Raw genomic sequence first — 17,302 nt, forward strand, 5'->3', positions numbered from 1 at the left:
CCTCCTTAAAAGGGATTGCTGCCATTTTCTCCTGCTCCCGATGCCGGGAAGCCTAGGCGCCAGCTGAGTATGGCGCTTTTTTCATTTCTATTCAGCGACTCTCTCCAAATTGCCGTTGCGATCCATTTTAAACTTGGACGCTGGCCTTTCTTCTTCATCAAAAAGAACAAAATTGCGGGCTCTGTTCATGATTTTCATCAGTGTCTCGTAATCTTCCTGAATGGTGACAGTATTTTGCTCGAGTTTTCCGATTTTGCGCTCAAGCTCTTCATTCTGGCTTCTGAGATCCGCATTTTCACGCTTCAATCTTTCATTCTCATTCTTTAGTATATCAAGCTGAATGCCTGAATGATTCAATGATTGCAAGTATGCGATAACGGTATCCATATCCAGCTGTGCAGGTGCAGTGTATGCCGGTGCTGAAGAGGTGTAGGATGAGACCGTTTCTGTCTGCACAGATGCTTCATCCTCTGTGCGCTCCTCGTAAAATTCTGCAGGTGACGGCGGTACAATGTCATTTGCTTGAACTGGCGATGCTTCAACCTCCTGCATAGTTGGAACTGGCGGAGAGTATAAGAGTTTCTTTTTGCCGCCCTGATCCTTTCCTAGCATTCTTTGTCTTTGCTTGCGCTGTTTTTTGGCCAGCTGAAGCGCTTTTTCATATTGATGCCTCACCACAGCGTTCCAGCGGAATCCGCATGCCGCAGAAGTGCGGTTCAGCTTGTCTCCAACTTCCTCAAATGCATTTAACTGTGTGCTGCCTTCCCTCACATGCCGCAAAACGGTTTCTGCGAGCAATAAATCGTTTTCTTCTGTCCAAGCGTCCTGACGTACTTTCATATAACCTCAACTCCCTAATCATTACTTTTTGCTGTTGCCTTAGTTAAAGGATGGACAAACTTGGAAGATTTTATACAAAGGTGATTAAAAGGATAGTAGATTTTTTGAAAAAATTTTTTCACTAGATACGTATGGCCATTTTGTGAAGTTTACTAAGATTCACCACTCAAGTTAATGATTACAGCTTGCAATGAAGGTCGATTAGTTTTAAAATAGCCTGTAGCAGTTGGGCAGGGCAGTCCTTTATTTGAATAGGAAGGCCGTGCTGCGGACATGCTTTAACGAAGGAAGAAGATACTCTGGTGCGTAATGCGCCAGGACTATATAAAAGATTGACCGCAGAAAGGGTTGTACGAAGATGGCAAACGAATTCCGTGTTTGCGACGATTGTCAGGCAGTAAATTTGAAGACATTGATACCGCGATTGAAAGAAATAGATCCAGAAGCAAAAATTGATGTCGGCTGCCAGTCCTATTGCGGGCCAGGCCGCAAGAAAACATTTGCTTTCGTCAATAACCGTCCCCTTGCCGCACTGACGGAAGAGGAATTGATGGAGAAAATTAATAAAAAGCTGAAAAAATAAAAGTCACCCTGACTCCTGTTCTGAGGTGATTTTATTTTTTGCCCTGAGTTTAGGAGTTACCTCCGATTGGTAAATAGACTTAGGAGGCCATATTGTTTTTAGAAAAGTCGAAAAATATTTCTTTTGCCGGATGGTTGATGTATCGCGGTTTCTGTCGAATAGCCATGAAAAACAGTGAATTTTGTGATGATTTGACACCTTAATCGGGATATAATAAGTATACGCCAGAAATTGGGAACAACAGGTTCGGATTGCGTGGACACAGGAAAAGCGGAGGGTACGGAATGGCATATTCAGCGGAAAAGCTAAATGAGGAAAAAGTATTCAAAGATCCCGTTCATCGTTACATACACGTAAGGGACAGAGTCATCTGGGATTTAATCGGGACGAAAGAGTTCCAGCGCCTCAGAAGAATTAAGCAGCTTGGGACAACTTATTTGACCTTCCATGGGGCTGAGCACAGCCGCTTTAATCACTCGCTCGGAGTTTACGAGATTGTGCGCCGCATTTCCGATGATGTCTTTTTGGGGAGGCCGGAATGGGATGAAGAAGACCGCATTCTGACTTTATGCGCAGCACTTCTCCACGATTTGGGGCACGGGCCGTTCTCGCACTCTTTTGAAAAAGTATTCGATCTTGATCATGAACATTATACGAGGGCGATCATTCTCGGAGACACCGAGGTCCATAAAGTGCTTTCAAGGGTTAGTGCCGATTTTCCGCAGAAAGTGGCGGATGTGATTGCCAAAACGTCTAAAAATAAGCTGGTTGTCAGCCTGATTTCCAGTCAGATTGATGCGGACCGGATGGATTATCTGCAGCGGGATGCGTATTTTACCGGTGTCAGCTATGGCCATTTTGACATGGAGCGGATCCTGCGAGTCATGAGGCCGAGGGAAGACCAGGTCGTGATTAAGCAGAGCGGGATGCATGCCGTTGAGGATTACATAATGAGCCGCTACCAGATGTATTGGCAGGTGTATTTCCACCCGGTGACCCGCAGTGCAGAGGTCATCCTGACGAAAATCCTGCACCGTGCGAAAGATCTGCATGAACAAAACTACACATTCAAATATGATCCTATCCATTTTTATTCTTTATTCAATGGGGAGATCACTCTTGAAGATTATATAAAGCTGGATGAAGCTATTATTCTTTATTATTTTCAGATGTGGCAGGAAGAAAAGGATCCGATTCTGAAGGATCTCTGCTGCCGCTTTATGGATAGGAATTTATATAAATACGTGGAATTTGACCCGGCGAAAGAATACAAGAAGCTGGCAGAGCTGTCGGCTTTATTTATAAAGGCAGGCTTGGATCCTGAATATTACCTGGTAGTCGATTCTTCATCAGATTTGCCTTATGATTTTTACCGTCCGGGCGAGGAGGAAGAAAGATTGCCGATTCATCTGCTGATGAAAAATGGGGATATCCGCGAGCTTTCCCGTGAATCAGAGATCGTGGATGCGATTTCAGGGAAACGCCGAACGGATCATAAACTATACTTCCCAGCTGATTTTATTGCAGATGACAGCAAAAAGCCAAACATTAAAAAGCAGATTAAAATGCTGCTCGAAATCGATTAATAAGATAGATACGGGAAAAAACGGAGTAGGAGATGAAGAGCTTTGTTAAAGGATCATGCCAAACTAATGCACGCCATAGCAGTCTCTGAAGAAATCGTGGGACGGAAAAAGCTGCAGAAAATGATTTATATCGCCAAAAATATCGCCTTTCCCTTTCAGGAAAGATTCCAATTTCACTTTTACGGACCCTATTCGGAAGAGCTGACATTAAGGGTCGAAGAGCTTTGTAATATGGGATTCTTAAACGAAGTAAAGGAAAAAAAGGGCGGCTACTATCAGTATCGGTATACCCTCACCGAAACGGGCAAGGAATTTTTAGGCATCAACGCAGTCGATATGCCGAGCCTCCAGGAATGCCTGCTCGATATGAATGGCCAGAATGCTAGATTTCTGGAACTTGTCTCAACGGTCCTTTATTTCAATGACCTGCCAAAAGAAGAAGTGAAAGAAAAAGTCTTTACCCTGAAAAGCAAACAGCGCTACACGGATGAAGAAGTGGAACAGGCGTATCAATATATTGAAAGCTTAAGAGAAAAAGCCGGGCTGCATTGAGTGCCTGGCTTTTTTTTGGAGGAGTATGTTTAAGGGTAGAAATCGGGTTGTTCGTGCAGGAGATTTGTTATGGGCGCTGATGGGCTTGTGCAGAGAAACCGGGTAAAGAGCATAGAAATAGTGGTATGCGCACAGAAATCGGGCTAAGCGCACAGAATCCTCTTATGCGAAAGTAAAAACGTGCTATCCGCAAATAAAACACCCACATAGAAAAAAAGCAGTCTCCATTGCACATAACCCTGTCAAGTAGACAATGAAAAAAGAGTATACTAAGCTGCGGCCTTTTCACGATATTCAATTGGGGAAAGGCCGTTAAACTTTTCTTGGAATCGTTCATTATTGTAAAAATTAATATATTCCTCAATCGCTAAGTAAGCTTGCTCAATCGTTTTAGGACGCACTAAATATAACTTCTCTGTTTTTAAATGGGAGAAAAAACACTCAATACATGCATTATCATGACAATTTCCTCTTCTGGAATGACTTCCTTGAATATTCAACTTCTTTAGGTGATTTTCATACACTTTAGTTGTGTATTGAAATCCTTGATCGGAATGTATTAGTGCTTGTTCTTTTAATGGTTTGCCTTCTAATTGCTTTAATGTATTTAACACTAATTCAAGGTCATTTCTTTTAGATAATTTCCAAGCTACAATCTCATTATTATATAAATCCAAAACTGCAGAAAGATATGCGAAATCCTCTCCAATTCGTACGTATGTTATATCTGTTACGAGTTTTTCAAACCGATTCTCGGCTGAAAATTCCCTGTTCAATACATTTGGAAATACAATTGAACCTCTATGCCCATAGAAAGGTCTTTTCTTCCGAATAACTGATTTTATGCCTAATTCCCGCATTAAACGTCGAACGCGCTTATGATTTATTACAATTCCTTCTCTAGATAAAGCCCGCGTCACTCGCTTATATCCAAAGTAAGGGTGTAGTTTATGAATGGCTAATATATGTTCTTTAAGTAAAATATCTTCTTCCATACGTAAAGTACGCGTTGAACGGGTTCCACGCCATTTATAATATCCAGCTTTAGATACTTCCCCAATCTTAAATAGCCACGCAAGTGGATACTTTCTTCTTATTTCATCAATAATTTGAAACCTTTCGGATTTCAAGACCACTCCTTCCCGTGTAGATTTGGATTGCGCTTTTTTAGGTATTCGACCTGCGCTTTCAAATATGCATTCTCTTCTTCTAAGCTGTTAAAATTCTTTTTGTTCCAAAGTCCACGTTGATCTTCGAAGGATTCATTATTATTTACTTTTTTTACCCAATTCGCTATTTGGGCATCACTTTTAATTCCAAAGCGTTCACGAAGCTGACTGTAGGACCAGCCCTCCTCCAATTTCAAACGAACTACTTCACGCTTTAATTCCTCAGTATACGAAGTAAATGTTTGTCCTTTTTTGGCCATAGAAAAATCCCCTCCTGGTAGACTATTAAGAACATCATATCATGTCCTCTTTTTTTCAAGTCTACCTATTGGGGATAATACCACCATTACAGGAAACTGCCCCTTTTTTTTCGAAATTTTGCTGATCGCTTAAGCGTTTTCGCGGACAGCGTAGTGATTTTGGTCATTTCTTCGATAAGAACGGCGATTTTGTCATCAAGTGCTCCGGTTGTTTCGCCGAAAGCTGCAAATGCTTAACCCGACTTTTTTTGGGGCTGTAAAGTGTCTAACCGCATAGAAATCTGGTTAAGCGCAGCTATCCGCACAGAAAAATTGTTATGCGCACAGAAATCGGGCTAGACGCACAGAAATTTGGGCTATCCGCACAGAAATCCCTGTTATCCGCACAGAATCTCTTTATACGAAAGAAAAAACGCCTTATCCGCAAATAGGATCGGGCTATCCGCAAATAAAACATCCCCAAATGCAAAAAAAGCAGTCCCCTTTACAGGAAACTGCCCTTTTTCCGAAATTTTACTGGTCGCTTAAGCGTTTTCCGCCGACAGCATAGTGATTTTTGGTCATTTCTTCAATGAATACCACAATTTTGTCTTCAGGTGCGCCCGTTGTTTCGCTGACGGCCGCAGTTACTTTTTCAGCGAGTGCTTTTTTCTGCTCTTCAGTGCGGCCTTCAAGCATTTTTACTGTTACATATGGCATTTCGTTTCCTCCTCATTATGTATGCTTGCTTGTATTTTTCCACTTTTTCCGGCAATGTGCAAGCCTGATTCCCTTTGACCAGGCGTTCATGTATACTTTTAGGTAAATAGAAGCGGCATTTTCTACATAGTATGTTATAAATAAAGCCTGGCTTTTTAGCAGGCAGGAGAGGGAGTTTTGGCTTTTGGAACAATTTTTGGCGTTTTCTCTGAGGGAGATTCCCTATGTGGCGGTAACGTTGATGATTGCCTTTACGGTTCATGAATTTGCCCATGCTTATATGGCTTATAAGTTTGGGGATCCCACTGCAAAAAACCAGGGAAGATTAACGTTAAATCCCATGCAGCATCTGGATCCGATTGGGACGATCCTGATTTTTATTGCCGGTTTCGGATGGGCCAGGCCTGTACCGGTCAACCGCTTCTTTTTCAAAAATCCGAAGCTTGCCGGGATCTCTGTCTCCATTGCGGGGCCGATATCCAATCTGGTAATGGCTGTTCTGGGCTTTTTCATCTGGTATGCTCTTGCAGGAACAGGGCTCGCCGCCTCATTTCCAACGTTTGTGGCAGATTTTCTGAACATCTTTATTCAGCTGAATTTAGTGCTGTTTGTATTAAACCTGCTGCCGTTTCCGCCGCTCGACGGCTACAGAATTATTGAGGATTTGGCGCCAGCCCGTATTCGTCCAAAAATGACTCAGTTTGAGGCGTATGGCTCGGTGATATTCCTGATTCTTGTCATTACCCCGCTGGATCAATATACCATCCAGCCGATTTTCAACTCCGTATTGCCGGTTCTGGCGAGCGGCTTAAATGATTTTTTCTATGAATTATTTATGACATAATAATAAGAACCTAGTACTTGCATAGGAGGACGTGAACATGGAAGAAAAAAAGAAAAAGAAAGTCGATTTTAATATTATTAAGAGCGACCCGACTGATGGACATGGCGGATTCGGAGTCGGCACTCTGAGTCTTGATAATGTAACACCGGTTATCATTGATGTGGATGCCGGGGAGGCGTCTATTGAAGTGGGTGCCATGCATGCGCGCAGTCCGGTTGAAAGAGGCATCAAGTTTTTGAAAAGCAAAGAGGAAGTGCCAAACGGGAAACCGTACTGGCTGATTTGGATTACCATTGGCCGCAAAGAGGGAGGCGCCTACTATGCAGGCGTTACAGCGTGCGAAATGACGGTTGACAGGGAGATCCGCCGGGGCTACAAATCGCTTCCCGAGCATGTGAACCGCATGGATAAATCGATTAAAAAACATATTATCGTGGATCATATGGACGAGAAATCCAAAAAGGTGCTGGCTGATTTTCTGAAAAACCATGACGCAGGCATGTGGGAAAGATCAGTGGAACAGCTAAAAAAAGATTTACAAGCCATTTAGAAGAAAAGTCTTATTTTGTGACGAAATTGTGACATTTTTTTGACGTGATTTTCTAACTACTTGTACAATTCACTTAAAAAAAGTAAACTAATTAACAGTGTGAAGGCACAGTATAACACTAGGACACGAAAAACCCCGGGATTCGGACCCCGGGGTTTTTCATTTTTATAAAGTAAAGTGACAGGTACCTATACCAGTTAAAGGAAGTGGTATAGGTACCTGTCACCACCAATTTCACGAAGCCCAACGGAACAGTTTCTTGTACCAAGGGGTTTCCGGCTTCTTTTCAGGCTGCTCTGATTTTTTTTCTTCTTTGTGGTTCAGGTGGTCTGTGCAGTATTCTGTTGGTTCTGTGCCTTCTGCGAAGTAGGTTAGGCGCTTGACGGGGCAGTTTTCCCCGGCAATTTTTCCATTGGCCGGATCGATGTAGACGCCGGCTGTTCCTTTAGGTGCTTTGAATTTCTTGGCCGGCTTCCCTTTATGGGCTTCTTCCATGAACCGGATCCAAATGTTTTTGGCATACGTTTTTTCAACGGTTTTGGTAAGAACCTGTCCTTTGTCATAGCCGGTCCATACCGCTGTGACCAGCTGTGGTGTAAAGCCGGCCATCCAGCTGTCTGTTTCGGTTGAACCCGACTTGCCTGCATAAGGGCGGGTCATATCATTGATAATGGTGCTTCCAGTTACCTGGGCATAGCCGTTCAGCTTCCGGTCAAAGATTCCTGTCATCATATGGGTCAATACGAAAGCCAAGTCCGGCTTCAGAACCTTCATCTGGAACGGCTCCTGCTCGTAGATGACTTCGCCTTTATGATTTTCCACGCGCTTTATCAGTACCGGCGATACCTTTTTCCCGCCATTGGCAAACATGCTGTAGGCATTCGCCAGCTCGATGACCCTCATTCCGGATGTGCCGAGTGCCAGGGAAGGCACCTTCGCCATTTTAGAAGTGATGCCAAATTTCTTGGCTGTATTGACAAGCGTTTCTTCTCCTAAAAATAAATGAGTTTTCACTGCATAGACATTGTCAGATAAAGCCAGTGCCTGGGCCATTGTGATATCATCATCCGCATATTTGCTGTTGAAATTATGAGGTGTGTAGTCCGGTGTGCCGTCCTCAAAGCGGAATGTCGTCTGCTCGCTCCGGATAGGTGTGGAAGGGGTGAATCCCTGCTCCAATGCCGCGTAATAGAGCAGCGGCTTGATCGTTGATCCCGGCTGCCTGACTGCCTGGACTGCCCGGTTAAAGGGACTCTCCTCATAATTCCTGCCGCCGACCATCGCTTTGACATACCCGTTTTTCGGATTCATGGCTACAACCCCAACCTGAATCTCCGAGTCTTTTGAAATCATTTTATCCACTGTTTCTTCCGCGATTTCCTGCTCCTTCAGATCCAGGGTGGTATAAACCTTCAATCCGCCCAATTCAATGGTCCGGTCATCCAGCTTCAGCTGCGTTTTAAGAGCATTGCGGACCGCATCCTGGAAATAGGGCGCGGTTTTCGTTCTCGGGTGCATATGCTCCCCAACCAGCTCAAGCTCCTCTGCAGCAGCAAGATCTGCCTCTTTTTGGCTGATCATTCCGTTCTTCACCATCGTCTGCAGAATCACCCTCTGACGCTGTTCTGCTTTTTCCGCTGATGCAAATGGAGAATAGATGCCAGGTCCCTTTGGAATTCCGGCTAAAATAGAAGCCTCAGCCAAAGTAAGGTCCTTGGCATCCTTCCCAAAATAAAACTGGCTTGCTGCCTGTGCCCCATAAGCTCCATTGCCGTAATAGATCGTATTTATATAGCCTTCAAGGATTTCCTTCTTCGTATAGTTCATCTCAAGCCTGATGGTATAAAAAGCTTCAAGCAGTTTCCGCTTCCAGGTTTTTTCGTGTTCGAGAAACAGGTTGCGGGCATACTGCTGGCTGATGGTGCTGGCTCCCTGAACCTTCGCCATTGCTTTAAGGTCAGCAAGAGCGGCACCGGCAATTCTTTTATAATCAAAACCGTTGTGCTCGAAAAAATTCTTATCCTCAATCGAAACCGTCGCATCCACCAAATGCGGACTGATATCATCAAGAGGTGCCCAGTAGCGCTTCTGCCCGTTGTGGCTTTCTCCGATCACCGTGCCATCATTCGAGAAAAATAAAGTCGACTGCGGAACAGCAAGCGGCGGCGGCCCCAGGATTTTTGCATATACCAATATTCCGCCAATCATCACAGCGGCCAAAGCCATTCCTATTAAGCTAATAATGAGAATCGCACGCAAATATTTCATTGTTTTTCTGAAACGCTGATCGGTCATTAACTCCAAGTATGGCACCCCCCTGAATCTTTGTAAGTGCTATGCAAAAAATAGAATAAGTATAAGTACATATCTTTAGTATTGAAAAAACGCTCTGATTTTAAACATCTTCTCTATTAAAAATCGAAATTTTTCTTGCAATTTTGCTAGATTCATCTATACTTTTTCTGTGTTTGTTATTTGCATGTTAGGGAAGTATAAAAGATGATCATGCTTTTTGCTGCTCTTTAAGTGATAATTCATTTTTTTATGGAAGGAATGATTCAAGAATGGGACTTTGGTTTACAGAGAAACAAACTGAGAACTTTGGCATTACGATGAAGGTGAAGCGTACTTTACATACAGAACAGACAGAATTCCAGAAGCTTGATATGGTGGAAACAGAAGAGTGGGGCAATATGCTTCTTCTTGATGACATGGTTATGACCTCAATCAAGGATGAGTTTGTGTACCATGAGATGGTAGCGCACATTCCTTTGTTCACGCATCCAAACCCTGAAAACGTTCTGGTTGTTGGCGGCGGAGACGGCGGGGTTATCCGTGAAGTCCTGAAGCACCCAAGCGTGAAAAAGGCGACACTTGTAGATATCGACGGAAAGGTTATTGAGTACTCAAAGAAATTCCTTCCTGAGATTGCAGGCAAGCTTGATGACCCTCGCGTGGATGTGCAGGTGGGCGATGGCTTCATGCATATTGCGGAAAGCGAAAATGAGTATGATGTAATCATGGTGGACTCAACTGAGCCGGTAGGACCTGCGGTAAACCTATTTACAAAAGGCTTCTATGCTGGAATCTCTAAAGCTTTAAAAGAAGACGGCATCTTTGTAGCACAGTCAGACAACCCTTGGTTTAAAGCAGACCTTATCCGCAACGTACAGCGCGATGTGAAAGAAATTTTCCCAATCACACGCCTATACACAGCCAATATCCCAACCTATCCAAGCGGCATGTGGGCGTTCACAATTGGATCTAAAAAATATGATCCATTAGAAGTAAGCGAAGACCGCTTCCATGAGATCGAGACAAAATATTATACAAAAGAACTGCATAAAGCTGCATTTGTATTGCCGAAGTTTGTTGCAGATTTAGTGAAGTAATTGACAGGCTGCTGCTTTATTGGAGCAGCCTTCCTGAATACATAAAAAGTGAGGGATGACCTTGGTTCGTTTTGATGAAGCCTATTCAGGCAATGTTTTTATTAAAAGCCATCCTAGTTATGAGGAAAGTGAAGCAGTCATTTATGGCATGCCGATGGACTGGACGGTCAGCTATCGTCCGGGCTCCCGCTTCGGCCCTGCCCGCATCCGCGAAGTGTCCATTGGGCTTGAAGAGTACAGCCCATATCTTGACCGTGAGCTAGAAGAGGTAAAATACTATGATGCCGGCGATATTCCGCTTCCATTCGGAAATCCGCAGAAAAGCATCGATATGATTGAAGAATTTATCGATCAGCTTCTGGCTGAGGGTAAATTCCCGCTTGGCATGGGTGGAGAGCATTTGGTTTCCTGGCCCGTCATCAAAGCCATGTATAAAAAGTATCCGGATCTGGCGATTATCCACATGGATGCCCATACAGATCTTCGTGTGGATTATGAAGGGGAGCCATTATCCCACTCAACGCCAATCCGCAAAGCAGCTGAGCTGATTGGTCCAGGGAATGTCTATTCTTTCGGTATCCGTTCGGGCATGAAAGAAGAATTCCAGTGGGCGAAGGAAGTGGGCATGCACATCTCAAAATTCGAAGTGCACAAGCCGCTGAAGGACATTCTTCCTAAGCTTGCGGGACGTCCTGTTTATGTAACGATCGATATTGATGTTTTAGACCCTGCCCATGCGCCTGGAACTGGCACAGTGGACGCAGGCGGCATCACTTCAAGAGAGCTTCTTGCTTCCATCCATGAGATTGCTCATTCAGATGTAAAAGTTGTTGGTGCTGACCTTGTCGAGGTGGCGCCTATCTATGACCCATCTGAACAAACGGCTAATACAGCGAGTAAACTGATCCGGGAAATGATTCTTGGATGGGTGAATAAAAAGTAACGTGTAAGACTGCAATAAACGGGGACATCGGTCTCCGTTTTTTTGTGCATGAAACTTTCCCCCTATTTTACCGTATGAAAGGAAAAGGGGGATTTGTTATGTATGAACATAAATTTATTAAAGTGGACTTATCATCCTTTAAGCTGACGCCTGCTGAAGATTACCATGAAATTGTCAGGGAGCATGAAAAAGAAGGCTGGGAGCTGATACAGATTTTTGCACCAGGCATAAGGGGTTATGGAAATCCATCTTTTTATGAACTGATTTTTAAACGGCAAATTTCTGGGTTTTAATATATGGAACTCGTCTCTGGATTGGAAAGCGATATTGAAAGGGTGGAACATTCGGTTTCATCCTTTTTATATTCGACAAAATTCGGGTGGTGCCTGTCACCTTCTTGCACTTTCCCCATCAAGTATTTATACTTATATAGTTATATAAGATGAAAAGGATGTGTTGCCGTTGTCCAGTCGCTCAGCGGAACAAATACCTGTGAAGATTAATGTGAAGACAGTTATTCGCAAGCTTGGCAGCAAAGAGACTTTTGAATTGACTGCTTTTGGCCGATACTATATAAAAGATTCCGCCCGTTTCCTTCAGTATGATGAAGTGATGGAAGAGGGAACAGTAAAGACGATCATCAAAATGTCTGATACAGATGGACTGATTTTACGAAGCGGCGCCGTGAAAATGAGGCTCCCGTTCAGAATGAATAAAAAACTCCGCGGCAGCTATGAGACGCCGTACGGAGTGTTTGAGATGGGTACAGTGACCAAGCGGATGGTCCATCAATATGATGATAAATCCAGCGAAGGTTCGATTGATATTTTATACGATCTGAAAATGCAGGGATCGCAGGCAGGTACATACCATTTGGCGATTACGTTTGAGGAGGAGAACAATGAACATAGTTGAGCAGGTGCAAAGCAAATTAAAACAGGAAATTAAGGATGCGGTTGGGAAAGCCGGATTGGCAGCGGAAGAGCAGATTCCCGATGTGATTCTTGAAATCCCAAAGGAAAAGTCGCATGGGGATTATTCCACAAATATGGCGATGCAGCTGGCGCGAGTGGCCAAAAAGGCGCCACGAATGATTGCGGAAGAGCTTATTGCTTCTTTTGACAGCTCAAAAGCTTCCATTGAAAAAATTGAAATCGCAGGACCCGGCTTCATCAATTTTTACATGAATAATTCTTATTTGACTGATCTGATTCCGGCCGTTCTGGAAGCAGGGAATCAATACGGAGAAACAACAGTTGGAAACAGCCAGAAGATCCAGATCGAGTTTGTTTCAGCTAACCCAACAGGGGACTTGCATCTTGGACATGCCCGCGGCGCAGCTGTCGGCGACTCCCTATGCAACATTTTAGATAAAGCTGGCTATGATGTTTCCCGTGAGTACTATATCAATGATGCCGGCAACCAGATTAACAATCTGGCTCTATCGGTTGAAGCGCGATATTTCCAGGCTCTTGGCCTTGAAAAAGAAATGCCGGCTGACGGCTACCATGGCGAAGACATCATCGGGATCGGCAAAAAGCTGGCTGATGAGTATGGCGATAAGTATGTAAATGCGGATGAAAAAGAGCGTTTTGACTTTTTCCGTGAATACGGCCTGAAATATGAAATGGCAAAGCTGAAGCAGGATCTGGAAGATTTCCGCGTGCCATTTGATGTTTGGTATTCTGAAACATCCCTTTATAATAATGGCAAAATCGACACAGCCCTTCAGGCATTAAAGGATAACGGCCACATTTACGAAGAAGAGGGTGCAACCTGGTTCCGCTCAACAGCTTTCGGTGATGACAAAGACCGTGTGCTGATTAAAAATGACGGCTCTTACACATATCTGACTCCAGATATCGCTTACCATAAAGACAAGCTTGAACGAGGCTTTGAAAAGCTGATCAACATTTGGGGTGCTGACCACCATGGCTACATTCCGCGCATGAAAGCGGCCATCCAGGCGCTTGGGTATGACCGTGAAGCGCTTGAAGTCGAAATCATCCAGCTTGTACACCTGTACAAAAACGGTGAAAAAATGAAAATGAGCAAGCGTACCGGAAAAGCGGTAACAATGCGTGACCTAGTGGAAGAAGTAGGACTGGATGCTACTCGCTATTTCTTCGCAATGAGAAGTGCAGACACCCATCTTGATTTTGACCTTGATCTGGCTGTATCACAATCTAATGAAAATCCTGTTTACTATGCACAGTACGCACACGCGCGTATTTCCAGCATCCTTCGACAGGGTGAAGAACAGGGCATGTCTGCTGAAGCGGCGGATTACTCCCTGATTCAGGCAGAAAAGGAAATCGACGTACTGAAAAAAATCGGCGAATTCCCGCAGGCTGTCGGCGAAGCAGCGCAAAAGCGCATGCCGCATAGAATCACGAACTATATTTATGAACTGGCTTCCTCTTTCCACAGCTTCTACAATGCTGAAAAAGTATTGGATGCGGAAAATCCGGAAAGAACCAAAGCTCGTCTGGCACTGATCAAAGCAGTGCAGACTACTTTAAAGAATGCGCTGAAATTAATCGGCGTATCTGCTCCGGAAAAAATGTAATGTTCAAAGCTGGCACTTATTGGTGCCGGCTTTTTTCATGTTTTTTTACGAAAGAGGGGAAGCTAAAGACGTAGGTTTAAGGGTATAGGTGAATGGTAAAACATAGTAAGCCATTATAGGAGGATCTTATGAAAATTGTTCTTTTATCCATACTTACAGGATTTCTCGTCGGATTTGTCTTTGCTTTCATGAAGCTGCCGATTCCTGCGCCGCCTGCACTGCCTGGCATTATGGGGATAGTCGGCATTTACCTCGGGTTTAAAGCATATGAAGTGGTTCTGCCCTGGCTGCAGGGGATATTGAGATAAATTGGGAAAGGGTGTCTACGTTAGTTTCGGGCATCCTTTTTGTCTAATTGTGAACTTTGCAAATAAATCCTCAAATTTGCAAATAATCCTTGGGAATCAGCAATCAAACCCGGCAAATCAGCAAACAAATGATAAATTTAGCAAATAACCTGTCCGAACCCGCAAGTAAATCAAACTAAACTCCGCATTTTACATCGGGACGAGCATATCATGGTAGAAACCCTTCCGGAAAGGACATGCTCGCCCATGAAGCCACAATTGGCAGCCTCTTTTTACGCAACCATTTCGATCAGTTTTTGGGGAGTCTCTTTTGTTTCAACCAAAGCTGTTTTGGATAAGCTGGACCCTTATACATTAATCATTCTCCGGTTTGCCATCGGGGCAGCTTTTCTGCTCCTTGTGCTTCTCTTGAAAAGATATCCGCTCCAGATTCCGCTCAAATATATTCCCCATTTAATTGTTCTCGGCGTACTCGGCGTTTTCATCCATCAGGTCATCCAGGTAACAGCTTTAAAGACAATAGACGCCTCATCAGCGGGGTGGATCATTTCTTTTTCACCTGTTTTTACCGTCCTTCTCTCCATGGTTTTTCTCCATGAAAAATTAACATTTCTTAAGACACTAGGCATTATAACAGCGATTTCCGGGGTCCTCATGGTAACAGGAGCGAGAAGCGGTCAGACGCTGGGATTTGCTTTAAATATAGGGTATTTCCTCATGATCCTAAGTACACTGAATTGGGCCGTATATTCGATTTTGGTGAGAAAACTGCAAATTAAGCTTCCTTCCCTTGTGGTCACTTTTTATATGAGCTTGCTTGGATGCGTGTTGACCATTCCCTTTTTAATGAGAGATAGAGGGTGGGAGAAGTTCCATCTATTATCCGATTCTGAATGGGCTCATATATTGTTTCTGGGCATATTTGTATCAGGGATTGGCTATTGGTACTGGTCCAAGGCACTCGAGGTTTTGGAAGCTTCCAAAGTATCAATGTTTATCTATATGGAGCCGCTATTTACCTTTATTGCGGCCGTTCTATTGCTTCGTGAAAAAATTTTCTTCATAAGCTTCATGGGCGGAATCATAATTATTATAGGAGTGATCATGGTGAATGGTCAGCTGAAATATTTTTCATGGAGGAAACGATAATCCACAGTAAAGGGGGAGTCGTTTAGTGGCCTTGAAGGAACGGTTTAAAAACAGTTTGGATTCATTGAAATCTCCTTCTGCAGAAGAACTTAGAAAGGCTTTGGCATCACTTGATATCAAACTTGAGGAGTTGCTTCCTCACTTGCAGCCGGCAGATGGAAAACCCTATTTCCGCAAGCTGCTTTACCAAAATGATGAAGTGGAGCTGCTCGTCATGAACTGGTCGGATATCGAATGCGCCCCGCATGATCATGGAAATTCAAAGGGATGGATTAAGGTGTTAAATGGAGATTCGGAAAACACTGTTTTTGAAGTGAAGGAAGGCGTCCCAGTTGAGCTTTTTGCTGAGATAAAGTCCAAAGACTCCTTCTTTTTTGCTCCCAAAAAAGGTGTGCACAAAATGAAGAGTTCAGGCAGGGGGAACCTTGTCACACTGCATCTTTATTCACCTCCGATTACTGGTATGAAGGTGTACGACCTTCAAAAGTGCGCTGCCTGTGTAGTCTCTGAAGACTGTGGGGCCTGGTGGCCTGAGAAGCAGAGACAGAAGGTGAAGGAGATTCAGTTAAAATAAAGGGGCGTTCCGCATGTGGAACGCCTTCCATTACGAATGACAAACCTCGGAATTAGATAACTGTCTAGCTGCGGCGCCTACCCCCTCGAGGTCACAAGCCTTTCTAGTTGCGGCTCCTAGGGACTCGAGACATAAGTCGATCCCTTCCAGAAGGAAAGAACACCTTCTGGAAGGGCACGTCTTATGCTTGTCGTCCCTGGGCAGTCGCCTCCACATTTCTTACAATCCTCCCAAAAAGGCAAAGAACGCCTTTCCGTGAGGCTCGTCTTGTGCTTGTCGGGGGTGAGCAAGACGCCTCCGCTTTTCTTATTTCCATTCTACCTCCGCCCCGCCAATCCTCTTTACCCCGCGGATACGGCTGATATCCTCTGTCAGCTTAAGCGCAGCCTTGTCCTTTGCTTTAGCTTCAATCATGAAATCGATATCCCGGTTAATGGTTTTCAGCAGATCGAGAAGCGGCCTGATGAAATCAATGTCAACATAGTCGGCATGGGACCGGAAGGCTTTTTCTGATTTGGGCGAGGAAATGTGAATTTTCGGCTTGAGTCCTGTTTTTTCCCAAGTCTGAAAAATCTCAGGGAGAAGCTCATCCAGCGGGCGGGTGCCGAGGTTCGCCATATGGTGGTGATAATCGAACACAAGGGGGATGTTTTCTTTCTGGCAGGCCAGGAGAGTTTCATCCGCGTTATAGGTTTTGTCATCATTCTCGAGTGTCATTTGCTCTTTAATATGAGATGGCAGCGTCTTGAGATTTTCATGGAAACGGTGGATGGTCGTGAGCTTGTCCCCGTAAGCCCCGCCAATATGGATATTAATGATGCTTTCGTTTTCAACGCCCATGGCCCCGAACATCCGGTAATGGTATTCCATATCTTTGACTGCGTTTCGGGTCACATCCTCGCGTGGAGATGTGAACAGGGTGAATTGATTGGGATGAAAGCTGACGCGGAGCCCATGTTTTTTAATCAATTCACCGATTTCAAGCCATTTATCCTTAAAGGGTGTGACAAAATCCCATAATACCTCCGGATGCGTGGCCAGGGGAACGATGGAGCTTGAAAGCCGATATAGCTGAATTTCATGGGCGATATTAAAATAAAGCATTCTTAACGTATTTTGCAGATTCACTGCTGTGACGGCCTTCAGCTTTTCCAGCTTTTCTTCCTCAGGCAATTGCTGATAGCGCGTAAAAGTCAATGTTCTTGCAGGAGTTGCCTCCCACAAGCTGATGGCATGGGAAACATATCCCAGTCTAATTTTCAATTTGCAGCACCTTCTTTTTGC

Annotated in this window: 18 protein-coding genes; 13 read left to right on the forward strand and 5 right to left on the reverse strand. The window is 44.2% G+C overall.

Annotation, left to right across the window (positions count from 1 at the left end):
- Positions 1-87: 87 nt before the first annotated feature.
- Positions 88-840 (reverse strand): RsfA family transcriptional regulator, encoded by a 753-nt coding sequence (locus tag NSQ49_RS13550; protein WP_159863502.1) that lies wholly within the window; start codon positions 838-840, stop codon positions 88-90.
- A gap of 358 nt (positions 841-1,198) precedes the next feature.
- Between NSQ49_RS13550 and NSQ49_RS13555 the strand changes: the two genes are divergently transcribed.
- The 3 genes from NSQ49_RS13555 to NSQ49_RS13565 all read left to right on the forward strand — a co-directional run bounded on the left by NSQ49_RS13555 (position 1,199) and on the right by NSQ49_RS13565 (position 3,561).
- Entirely contained in the window at positions 1,199-1,423 is a 225-nt protein-coding gene (locus NSQ49_RS13555) for a DUF1450 domain-containing protein (RefSeq protein ID WP_009332328.1), read from the forward strand.
- A gap of 284 nt (positions 1,424-1,707) precedes the next feature.
- A complete protein-coding gene (locus NSQ49_RS13560; RefSeq protein ID WP_159863501.1) occupies positions 1,708-3,009 on the forward strand; it encodes an HD domain-containing protein in 1,302 nt (433 codons plus the stop codon).
- 42 nt (positions 3,010-3,051) lie between these two features.
- Positions 3,052-3,561 (forward strand): YwgA family protein, encoded by a 510-nt coding sequence (locus NSQ49_RS13565; RefSeq protein ID WP_061793810.1) that lies wholly within the window; start codon positions 3,052-3,054, stop codon positions 3,559-3,561.
- Between the two features lie 269 nt (positions 3,562-3,830).
- Here NSQ49_RS13565 and NSQ49_RS13570 read toward each other — a convergent pair.
- A protein-coding gene (locus NSQ49_RS13570; RefSeq protein WP_445662633.1) for an IS3 family transposase occupies positions 3,831-4,990 on the reverse strand; the annotation gives its coding sequence in 2 pieces (ribosomal slippage) (positions 3,831-4,732 and positions 4,732-4,990; 1,161 coding nt in all).
- 513 nt (positions 4,991-5,503) lie between these two features.
- On the reverse strand, positions 5,504-5,689 hold the full coding sequence (locus tag NSQ49_RS13575; protein ID WP_159863500.1) for a 2-hydroxymuconate tautomerase: 186 nt from the start codon (positions 5,687-5,689) through the stop codon (positions 5,504-5,506).
- 184 nt (positions 5,690-5,873) lie between these two features.
- Here NSQ49_RS13575 and NSQ49_RS13580 point away from each other — a divergent pair, with 184 nt between their 5' ends.
- On the forward strand, positions 5,874-6,533 hold the full coding sequence (locus NSQ49_RS13580) for a site-2 protease family protein (protein ID WP_251284806.1): 660 nt from the start codon (positions 5,874-5,876) through the stop codon (positions 6,531-6,533).
- 37 nt (positions 6,534-6,570) lie between these two features.
- Positions 6,571-7,083, forward strand: a complete 513-nt coding sequence (locus NSQ49_RS13585) for a YwhD family protein (RefSeq protein WP_159863498.1) — start codon at positions 6,571-6,573, stop codon at positions 7,081-7,083.
- Positions 7,084-7,317: 234 nt separating this feature from the next.
- Here the strand turns inward: NSQ49_RS13585 and NSQ49_RS13590 are convergent, their stop codons facing one another.
- Positions 7,318-9,387: a transglycosylase domain-containing protein gene (locus NSQ49_RS13590; RefSeq protein WP_251284805.1), complete on the reverse strand. Its 2,070-nt coding sequence runs from the start codon at positions 9,385-9,387 to the stop codon at positions 7,318-7,320.
- A gap of 260 nt (positions 9,388-9,647) precedes the next feature.
- On the opposite strand from NSQ49_RS13590, the gene speE reads away from it, so the two are divergent.
- From speE to NSQ49_RS13630, 8 genes are all read left to right on the forward strand, one after another.
- The gene (gene speE, locus NSQ49_RS13595; protein ID WP_009332318.1) at positions 9,648-10,475 is read left to right on the forward strand and encodes a spermidine synthase; all 828 of its coding nucleotides are present in this window, start codon (positions 9,648-9,650) and stop codon (positions 10,473-10,475) included.
- A gap of 55 nt (positions 10,476-10,530) precedes the next feature.
- Positions 10,531-11,418 carry an agmatinase gene (speB, locus tag NSQ49_RS13600; protein ID WP_251284804.1) on the forward strand — a complete coding sequence of 296 codons (888 nt, stop codon included), beginning with the start codon at positions 10,531-10,533 and terminating at the stop codon, positions 11,416-11,418.
- A 98-nt stretch (positions 11,419-11,516) separates the two neighbouring features.
- Positions 11,517-11,711 carry a DUF4177 domain-containing protein gene (locus NSQ49_RS13605; protein ID WP_159863494.1) on the forward strand — a complete coding sequence of 65 codons (195 nt, stop codon included), beginning with the start codon at positions 11,517-11,519 and terminating at the stop codon, positions 11,709-11,711.
- Positions 11,712-11,880: 169 nt separating this feature from the next.
- A complete protein-coding gene (locus tag NSQ49_RS13610; protein WP_251284803.1) occupies positions 11,881-12,333 on the forward strand; it encodes a DUF1934 domain-containing protein in 453 nt (150 codons plus the stop codon).
- Positions 12,320-13,987 carry an arginine--tRNA ligase gene (argS, locus tag NSQ49_RS13615; protein ID WP_251284802.1) on the forward strand — a complete coding sequence of 556 codons (1,668 nt, stop codon included), beginning with the start codon at positions 12,320-12,322 and terminating at the stop codon, positions 13,985-13,987. The genes NSQ49_RS13610 and argS overlap by 14 nt, the downstream gene beginning before the upstream one ends.
- A 128-nt stretch (positions 13,988-14,115) precedes the next feature.
- Positions 14,116-14,295, forward strand: a complete 180-nt coding sequence (locus NSQ49_RS13620) for a XapX domain-containing protein (RefSeq protein WP_009332314.1) — start codon at positions 14,116-14,118, stop codon at positions 14,293-14,295.
- A 246-nt stretch (positions 14,296-14,541) separates the two neighbouring features.
- Positions 14,542-15,444, forward strand: a complete 903-nt coding sequence (locus NSQ49_RS13625) for a DMT family transporter (RefSeq protein WP_251284801.1) — start codon at positions 14,542-14,544, stop codon at positions 15,442-15,444.
- Between the two features lie 25 nt (positions 15,445-15,469).
- A complete protein-coding gene (locus NSQ49_RS13630) occupies positions 15,470-16,018 on the forward strand; it encodes a cysteine dioxygenase (RefSeq protein WP_159863491.1) in 549 nt (182 codons plus the stop codon).
- Between the two features lie 306 nt (positions 16,019-16,324).
- On the opposite strand, the gene uvsE is transcribed toward NSQ49_RS13630, so the two are convergent.
- Positions 16,325-17,281 (reverse strand): UV DNA damage repair endonuclease UvsE, encoded by a 957-nt coding sequence (gene uvsE / locus NSQ49_RS13635; RefSeq protein ID WP_251284800.1) that lies wholly within the window; start codon positions 17,279-17,281, stop codon positions 16,325-16,327.
- Between the last annotated feature and the right edge of the window lie 21 nt (positions 17,282-17,302).

The organism is Cytobacillus sp. FSL R5-0377 (genome assembly GCF_038004385.1).
Lineage (GTDB): Bacteria > Bacillota > Bacilli > Bacillales > Cytobacillaceae > Cytobacillus.

Bases quoted from the DNA above. Each gene is read 5' to 3' on its own strand.
- NSQ49_RS13585 (WP_159863498.1), top strand. From the start codon at position 6,571: ATGGAAGAAAAAAAGAAAAAGAAAGTCGATTTTAATATTATTAAGAGC.
- NSQ49_RS13625 (WP_251284801.1), top strand. From the start codon at position 14,542: ATGAAGCCACAATTGGCAGCCTCTTTTTACGCAACCATTTCGATCAGT.
- NSQ49_RS13575 (WP_159863500.1), bottom strand. From the start codon at position 5,689: ATGCCATATGTAACAGTAAAAATGCTTGAAGGCCGCACTGAAGAGCAG.
- NSQ49_RS13550 (WP_159863502.1), bottom strand. From the start codon at position 840: ATGAAAGTACGTCAGGACGCTTGGACAGAAGAAAACGATTTATTGCTC.
- speB (WP_251284804.1), top strand. From the start codon at position 10,531: ATGACCTTGGTTCGTTTTGATGAAGCCTATTCAGGCAATGTTTTTATT.
- speE (WP_009332318.1), top strand. From the start codon at position 9,648: ATGGGACTTTGGTTTACAGAGAAACAAACTGAGAACTTTGGCATTACG.
- NSQ49_RS13560 (WP_159863501.1), top strand. From the start codon at position 1,708: ATGGCATATTCAGCGGAAAAGCTAAATGAGGAAAAAGTATTCAAAGAT.
- argS (WP_251284802.1), top strand. From the start codon at position 12,320: ATGAACATAGTTGAGCAGGTGCAAAGCAAATTAAAACAGGAAATTAAG.
- NSQ49_RS13605 (WP_159863494.1), top strand. From the start codon at position 11,517: ATGTATGAACATAAATTTATTAAAGTGGACTTATCATCCTTTAAGCTG.
- NSQ49_RS13555 (WP_009332328.1), top strand. From the start codon at position 1,199: ATGGCAAACGAATTCCGTGTTTGCGACGATTGTCAGGCAGTAAATTTG.
- NSQ49_RS13620 (WP_009332314.1), top strand. From the start codon at position 14,116: ATGAAAATTGTTCTTTTATCCATACTTACAGGATTTCTCGTCGGATTT.